Source organism: uncultured Brachyspira sp., assembly GCF_910578695.1.
Lineage (GTDB): Bacteria > Spirochaetota > Brachyspiria > Brachyspirales > Brachyspiraceae > Brachyspira.
Genome location: NZ_CAJTQJ010000029.1, coordinates 1 through 8,291, shown reverse-complemented (window position 1 = coordinate 8,291; position 8,291 = coordinate 1). Strand labels below are relative to the sequence as shown.

Here is an 8,291-nt window from a genome sequence, read left to right as displayed (position 1 = left end):
ATACTATTATATAATTAGCCATAATATCAGTATAGCTTTACTAAGTTTCATACATTATGTTAATTATGAGGTATTAAAATGCTTAATATAGTTATACCAATGGCAGGACGCGGAAGCAGATTTTTAGAAGCTGGTTATAAAGATCCAAAGCCTTTAATACAAATATTTAATAAAACTATGATAGAAATAGTAGTTAACAATTTAACCCCAAAAATGCATCATAGATTTATTTTTATTTGTCAAGAAGAACATATAAAAAAATATAAATTAAAAGATAAATTAGTTTCTTTTACTAAAAATGCTGAAATCATAGGTATAAATCATATAACTGAAGGACAATTATCTACTGTTTTAGAATCAATCAGATTCATAGATAATGATGAACCTTTGATGACAGCTAATTCGGATCAGTATATAGATTTTGATATCAATAATTATTTAGAATATATGAAAATAAATGAATTTGACGGACTAATTATGACAATGACAGCTAATGATCCTAAATGGTCTTTTGTAAAAACAGATGAAAATAACTTAGTTATTGAAACAGCTGAAAAAAAAGTTATTTCAAATGAAGCTACTGTTGGTATATATAATTTTAAGTATGGCAGATATTTAGTAAATGCGGCAAAAAAAATGATATCTGAAAATATTAGGGTTAATGGTGAATTTTATACATGCCCAGCCTATAATTATTTAATTAAAGATGGATTGAAAATTGGTATATATAATATAGGAGAAGAGTCTAATGGTATGTATGGTTTAGGAACTCCAAATGATCTTGAATTGTTTTTAAATAATGCTGTATCGGAGAAAATAAAATGATTATTTTATCTCATAGAGGTTTGTGGCAAAGTGCTAAAGAAAAAAATACAAAAAAAGCTTTTATAGAATCATTTAATTTAGGAATAGGAACTGAAACAGATTTAAGAGATTCTCTTGGTCAAATAGTTATTTCTCATGATATGCCAAAGGGCGGAGAAATTACATTTGAAGATGTTTTGCAGATTATGGATGGCAGGAATTTACTGCTTGCTTTAAATATAAAGGCAGACGGAATATCCGATGAAATAAAAAAATTATTAAATAAATACAATCATACTAATTATTTTACTTTTGATATGTCCATACCTGATTTGGTATATCAGATAAAGCAGGAAATGAAAATATTTACAGGTCTAAGCGATATATTAACTAAACCTGTTCTCATAGATAAATGTGATGGTATATGGCTTGATTGCTTTTATTCAGATTGGTACAATGCATCGCTGATAGATGAGTATATTAATAATAATAAAAAAGTTTGTATAGTATCTTCTGATTTACATCAAAGATGTACAAAAAATCAATGGGATATTATAAAAAAATCAAAAAACATCAATAGCGATAAATTAATTTTATGTACTGATAAGCCTAAAGATGCTATCAATTTTTTTAATTAGGATATGTATTATGAAAATAAAAGCTATATTATTTGATATGGATGGTGTTCTAATAGATGCAAAAGACTGGCATTATGAAGCTTTAAATAAATCTTTAGGATTATTCGGATATGATATTAGCAGATATGAACATTTATTATCATACGACGGTCTTCCAACAAAAGTAAAATTAGAAAGACTTACTTTAGAAAAAGGCTTGCCTAAATATTTACATTCTTTTATTAATGAAATGAAACAGCAATATACTATGAATATAGTACAAAATTACTGCAGACCAAAATTCAATCATGAATATGCATTATCAAAATTAAAAGCAAACAATTATAAATTAGGTTTATGTTCTAATTCTATAAAAAAAACAGTTGATATTATGATGAAAATGTCTTTTTTGTATGAATATTTTGATATTAAATTGAATAATGAGGATGTTATAAATCCAAAACCTGACCCTGAAATATATAATAAAGCTATTAGTATGTTAAAATTATATCCTGAAGAATGTTTGGTTTTAGAAGATAATGAAAATGGAATAAATGCAGCCAAAGCTTCTGGTGCTCATATTTTAATAGTAAAAAGCGTAAATGATGTTAATTATATTAATATTATGAATAGAATTAATGAAATAGAGGGATAGTTGTTTATGAATATAGTATTTTTAATGGGCGGTGATAATTTAAATATATCTGCTGATAATTATCCTATATATATGACTGAAATCAATCAAAGAATGATATTAGAGAGGTTAATAGACTTTGCCAAATATATTAATCCAAAACAATCCATATTCTGTATTAGGGAAAATGATATTAAAAATTTTTATGTAGATGAAATAATAAAAAGAAAAATTGAAGATGCAGTTATTATTAATATTAGAGGCAATACTAAAGGTGCTGTATGTTCTTCTTTACTTGCTTCAGAATATATTGATAATGATAATGAGCTTTTAATAGCAGCTATTAATGATTTTACAGATGAAAACTGGATAGATATTATAAATTATTTTAGAGAAAATAATTATGATTTAGGAATAGTATCTTTTAACTCCATACATCCAAGATATTCATTTGCAATATTAGATAATAATGGAGAAGTAATAGAAATATCTGAAAAAAAACCTTTAAGTAATAATGCTTTAGTGAGTTTTTATTATTTTAAAAATGGATACGAATATATAAAATCTTCTCAAAATGTTATAAGAAAAGACAGTCCAATTAATAACTGTTTTTATTTAAGTCAAGTAGTTAATGAAATGATATTAGAACAAAAACGAGTTGGGCTATATAAAATAGATAATTCAAAATTTCATCCTTTAAAAAATGAAACACAATTAGCACAATATATTTTGGAACTTAAGGAGAAAATAGATACAAAATGAAAATAGCAAAGTTAGATGATATGGTTAAAGGATGGTTTATAGGAAATTTTGAACCAAGTTTATTAAAAACAAATGATGTAGAAGTAGCCGTAAAAAAATATAATAAAGGAGAATATGAAAAATCTCATTATCATATAATAGCTACTGAATTTACTGTAATAATTTCAGGCAAAGTAAAAATGAATGGTATAGAATATTCTTATGGAGATATTGTTATTATGGAGCCGAATGAATCTACAGATTTTGAAGCTTTAGAAGATAATACAATAAATGTTGTAGTAAAAATACCAAGCATTAATAATGATAAATATACAGTATAGTACATTTTTCTGGAGTATAAAAAATGCAAAAAAATATAGCTCTACAGTTATTTGGACATTTAAGAAGTTATGAATATGTTTACATCTCATTAATCGAAAAAATTGTAATTCCAAATAAAAAAAAAGGATATAATGTAGATATATTTATACATACATGGAATGAAACAGACCATTCTACAAAAACATGGCATAATCAAAAAGCTGAACAAAGAGGAACCCATATTACAGAGAAAATAAAAAATCAAATAATAGAAATATATAATCCGAAGAAAATATTAATAACAGAGCAAATAGATGTAGAAGATAATGAGTTAAAAATAAAAGTGAATGATATAAATATATCTTATAAAGTAATAGTGAATATGGCATATACTAAATATATGGTTAATAAATTAAGAATGGAATATTCTAAAGATAATAATATAAAGTATGATTATGTTATAACAACTAGACCTGATATTTTATTTAAAACTGAATTTATAATAGATGATTTTTTAAAATTATTTACAGACAATAATATACCTATACCGAATAATGCAATTTTTTATGGATATAAGCCATTTGCCAGAGGATTAGTAGAATATAAATATTTTCTTGTAGGATCAGATATTATATATTTTGCTAAAGAGGAAACTATGAATAAGGCAACCAATTTATATCAAAAAATAGAAAATAAAGTTTTAGATATAAATTATTTTAAAGACAACCTATATACTATGGTCTATATTTCTTATAGTAATTGGATTTTAGAAAATTTAGAACCTATTCCAATAAAATATTTATATGAAGCTGGAGATTATATAATAGTTCGTACTAAAGATGCCAATGATATTAAAAAGAAAACATTTATACAAAAGTTAATTTGGTGGATTCCAATAAAATTTGTAAGAGATAAATTAAGAAAAAAATATGGTATTGAAAATTTTTAATTTTTCTTAAATAAATTTATATTTAATATTTGGTTCTAATTTTTTATATAAAATGATTTAAAAACTGTATTCTAAGCTAAAAGCATATTTTATTTATGAAATATTTTTATATTTATAAATAGGTTATTATTACAATATTAATATAATTTTACTTGATAATATACAGCTATATGATATTATATAATCTGATATAATGATTTATTATTTTTGATTGCGGAGATATTTTAAATGCCAAAAATTACCATACCATTAAATGAAGTAAAAGAGGGAATGAAAGCAGCTAGTAATATATATAATAGCGATGAAAAAAGAATAGTTGATATCGGAACTATCATTACAAAAGATATTATAGAAACTTTAAAAAGAAACTCTATTACAACTGTAAGCGTGATGGATCTGTTAGATTTGAGAAAAGAAAATAATATTAATACATTTGGAGACGGCAGAAAAGCAGTTTTAAGAGGCGTTATAGAAGAAAATGGTAAAAAAATATTAAAAATTGATAGTGAAGAAGTTTATAAAAATAAGGAAATTACTATAGAAAAAACTAAATCATTATATGAAACAGCAAGAAGCGGCGGAAGTATAGATTTTGATTCTATGAAAAAAGAAGTAAATAATATGCTGTCATCTATCGTAGAAAATAAAGATGCACATTCATATCTTTCTATGCTTAAGAGAAAAGATGAAACAATGTATAAGCATGCTGTGGATGTAGCAACTTTATCTGCTATAACTGCAGGCGAATTAAATCTCACAAAGGTAGATATGGCAAATATTATGCTTGGGGCATTAGTGCATGATATAGGCAAAGTGCTTATTCAGGAAAGTCTGCTTACTAAATCAAATCTCACAAAAGAGGAAGAAAATATATTAAAGAAACATCCTACTCAAGGATACAAATTAGTAAAAAGAGATAATTTAGATGATAATATTGCAGATATAGTGCTTGAACATCATGAAAAATATGACGGTACAGGATATCCTTTTCAAAAAGATAATAAAGATATAAGCTTATATAGTAAAATAGTATCTATTTGCAATACATTTAATAATTTAATAACAAAAGGAGAGCACGGAATACCTTCCCCCCCTGATAAAGCTGTAAAAATAATAATATCGCTTGCTAAAAAAGACTTTGACAGCGATGTTGTAAAAGCTTTTCAAAAAGCTGTAGGTTTTTATCCTAATAATACAAGAGTAAAGCTTTCTAACGGAAGCATTGCAAGAGTTATAGAGCAAAATCCTAATCTTCCATTAAGACCTGTACTTTCTGTAGTTAAGCATTTAGACGGAACTGTAAGCGATGAATTGGAAATAATTGATTTATCTTCATCTCATGATATTTTTATAAAAGAAATAATGTAGTTAAATATTTAATTTCTGCTTTTTACATAAGAGCCTAATCAAATATTTTAACTCATATTTTGAATAAAAATCTTTTACCATTGTTACTCCTCTTTTATTAAAAAAATCAAAGTAATGGTATTTCTCTAAAGTTGATAAAAGTTTTAAAAAATGTTCTTCTTCCAGCTTAAATGCTTTTGATACTTCTTTTAAGGAATATAATTTATTTTCATCTTTGAAATATTTATTTAAAAAAATATCAGCCTTTTTTAAGACGAAAATATTAGTGATAATAATTTTTAAAAATAAAAAAAATATAAAAAGTAATATAGAATATTGTATAATTTTAGGCACAAATTTATTAATTAGCTTGATTAAATAATATTAAATTCATAAATATTTCACCAAGTTCTGTTTTATAGCTTATAGATAATATTTTATCATTTTCTTTTTCAAGCATAGACATCTGTTCGCTCATAAGTATAGCAGGAGGCGTCATATCCAAATCTATATGTTTTGTAGATAAATCATTAATTGCACTTCCTGCAACCATATTGACAAATTCTTTAATAGTAGCAATAAATATATCATCTATTGCAGTTATAGATTCCATATTAAGAGCAGAAGCCAATTTAAAAGCTGTAGCCTTATTCATATTAAACATAAGCCTTCCGCTCAAATCGCCTGTAATACCTACAAAAACAATAACACCGCCTACATGATTAGCATTTCTATATATTCTTACATCGCCCTTACCTACTTTTGAGTTAAAATAACTTTTTAATATAATTACAGTACCTTTGCTGAAAGCATTTACTACATCTAAATCAAACATAATAATAACACCATATAATTTTATTTATAATTATTATCGGAAATAAATATACTATTTTTAACAGTATACTGCTATTATATAAATATTCAAGCAAAAAAGAAATATTTTAGTATTATAAAAAGAATTATATATTGATTATATAAATCTTGACTACAAATAAAAAGAATGATATCATTAAACAAAATGATTTAGTTATATAATAAAATAACCGATAATATTATGAGAGATAGAATACTTTGTTTATCTTTTACATTATTAATATTTGTATTTGGAATACTTTTAAATTTTTTTTATAAAAACACAAATACAAATAATACATTGATTAGTATTACAGTAAAAGGAGCAGTTGTTAATCAGGGAGTATATTTTTGTAAATACGGCATTTCTGTATCTGAAGTTTTGGAGCTTTGCGGAGGAATGACAGAACTTGGTTATTTACCTATAGGATTTGATTATAATACACCAATAACTAATAATACTACGATTAATATACAAAAAAGATATTCAACTATAAGAAAAAATTATGAAGAGAACTGATAGTGGAAAAAGAATTCGCTAGTATTTTTGAATATAATAAAGATGTCTCACTCGATGAGTATGATATAAATAAACTTATAGATAAAACTATAGAAATCAATGAAAATGAATTCCCAGTAATATCAGTTGGAAATACAGATAAAGACAGCCCTAAAATTCACGGAAAAATAACATCTAAAGAGTATAAAGAAAAAGTCAGAAATATAAATATCAATAGTTATCTTGAAGATGATGAGCAGATAGAACTAGCTAATGATACATATTCCGAAGAAGAAACAAAAATCTATAAAAATTTTGAGGAAACTTTAAGTTTATCAGAAAGCGATATTGAAGTTGCAAATCAAGTAGTAGATTCTGAAATAGATATGTCAAGACTATTTCCTAACAGCAGTAAAGATAATGATGAAAAAAACTCTGCAGAAAATATAGATGATTCAGAAGAAGAGGCACTCAATCAAGATGAGATATTAAATGATGTATACTCTAATTTGCATAAACAGCCTGAAGATGAAGAAGAATATTTAAAAGAAGATGAACTAAATAATATTGAAACTGTTGAAGATTTTGATTTGGATAATAATTTTAAAGAAGTTAATCCTTTAGATGATGATGATTTATCAGAAGATAATAAAGATGAATTAGATAATGATTACGGATTAGAAATGAAAGAATATTCTGATGAAGAGCTTTTAGACTCTAATCTTATAGATGATACAGATGATAATGAAAATACTGAAGAAAATATAGAAGAAAAGGAAAATACTGAAAATATAGAAAAAGATACTCAAAGTAATAAAGATGATGATGAACTAGAAATGAAAGAGTATTCTGATGAAGAACTTTTAGATTCTAATCATATAGATTATGATGAAGAGAACACTGAAGATAATCAAAATACTGAAGATGAAGAACTTTTAGAAATAGATCGTATATTAGATAATAATAATGATGATGAAAATAATGAAGAAAAACAATATAGCTTAGATGAAATAAAAGATATAAAAAATGATTCTTCTGATGAAATAATAAGCTTAAATTTAGAAGAATTGGATAATTTGGAAGAGAGCTTATCAAATACAGCTAAAAAAGAAAATAATGATGAAAGTATAAGTTTATCTATAGAAGATTTAGCAAATTTAAATAATAGTTATATAGAAAAAGGTTTAGAAGAACTAGAAGAAAAAGAAAATACTGAAAATATACAAGAAGATACCCAAAATAGTAAAGAAGAAGAAAATGAATTAGAAATGAAAGAGTATACTGATGATGAGCTTTTGGACTCTAATCATATAGATGATGAAGAAGATATAAATATATTAGAAGAGGGGTTAGAGAAACTAGAAGAATTAGAAGAACTACAAGAAAAAGAAAATACTGAAAACATAGAAGAAGATACTCAAAGTAATAAAGATGATGATGAACTAGAAATGAAAGAGTATTCTGATGAAGAACTTTTGGACTCTAATCATATAGATGATGAAGAAGATATAAATATATTAGAAGAGG

Annotated in this window: 10 protein-coding genes and 1 pseudogene; 9 read left to right on the top strand and 2 right to left on the bottom strand. The window is 24.7% G+C overall.

What is annotated here, in order from left to right; translation table 11 throughout:
- The first annotated feature begins 78 nt into the window (after nucleotides 1–78).
- From QZ288_RS08470 to QZ288_RS08440, 7 genes are all read left to right on the top strand, one after another.
- Complete coding sequence (locus tag QZ288_RS08470; protein ID WP_295157681.1) at nucleotides 79–825, top strand: glycosyltransferase family 2 protein; 747 nt, start codon at nucleotides 79–81, stop codon at nucleotides 823–825.
- A complete protein-coding gene (locus tag QZ288_RS08465) occupies nucleotides 822–1,442 on the top strand; it encodes a hypothetical protein (RefSeq protein WP_295157679.1) in 621 nt (206 codons plus the stop codon). Before QZ288_RS08470 ends, QZ288_RS08465 begins: the two co-directional genes overlap by 4 nt.
- A gap of 10 nt (nucleotides 1,443–1,452) precedes the next feature.
- Entirely contained in the window at nucleotides 1,453–2,076 is a 624-nt protein-coding gene (locus QZ288_RS08460) for an HAD family phosphatase (protein WP_295157677.1), read from the top strand.
- 6 nt (nucleotides 2,077–2,082) lie between these two features.
- Entirely contained in the window at nucleotides 2,083–2,817 is a 735-nt protein-coding gene (locus tag QZ288_RS08455; protein ID WP_295157675.1) for a hypothetical protein, read from the top strand.
- Nucleotides 2,814–3,137 (top strand): hypothetical protein, encoded by a 324-nt coding sequence (locus tag QZ288_RS08450; protein ID WP_295157673.1) that lies wholly within the window; start codon nucleotides 2,814–2,816, stop codon nucleotides 3,135–3,137. Before QZ288_RS08455 ends, QZ288_RS08450 begins: the two co-directional genes overlap by 4 nt.
- A 23-nt stretch (nucleotides 3,138–3,160) precedes the next feature.
- Entirely contained in the window at nucleotides 3,161–4,066 is a 906-nt protein-coding gene (locus tag QZ288_RS08445) for a hypothetical protein (protein ID WP_295157671.1), read from the top strand.
- Between the two features lie 228 nt (nucleotides 4,067–4,294).
- Nucleotides 4,295–5,434: an HD domain-containing phosphohydrolase gene (locus tag QZ288_RS08440; protein ID WP_295157669.1), complete on the top strand. Its 1,140-nt coding sequence runs from the start codon at nucleotides 4,295–4,297 to the stop codon at nucleotides 5,432–5,434.
- On the opposite strand, the gene QZ288_RS08435 is transcribed toward QZ288_RS08440, so the two are convergent.
- A complete protein-coding gene (locus tag QZ288_RS08435; protein ID WP_295157667.1) occupies nucleotides 5,435–5,767 on the bottom strand; it encodes a hypothetical protein in 333 nt (110 codons plus the stop codon). It lies immediately after the preceding gene.
- A gap of 7 nt (nucleotides 5,768–5,774) precedes the next feature.
- Complete coding sequence (locus tag QZ288_RS08430) at nucleotides 5,775–6,248, bottom strand: chemotaxis protein CheX (protein ID WP_295157664.1); 474 nt, start codon at nucleotides 6,246–6,248, stop codon at nucleotides 5,775–5,777.
- A 219-nt stretch (nucleotides 6,249–6,467) separates the two neighbouring features.
- Here QZ288_RS08430 and QZ288_RS08425 point away from each other — a divergent pair, with 219 nt between their 5' ends.
- Nucleotides 6,468–6,785 carry an SLBB domain-containing protein gene (locus QZ288_RS08425; protein ID WP_295157662.1) on the top strand — a complete coding sequence of 106 codons (318 nt, stop codon included), beginning with the start codon at nucleotides 6,468–6,470 and terminating at the stop codon, nucleotides 6,783–6,785.
- Nucleotides 6,786–6,787: 2 nt separating this feature from the next.
- Nucleotides 6,788–8,291: pseudogene (locus tag QZ288_RS08420) on the top strand (hypothetical protein); the annotation flags it as partial.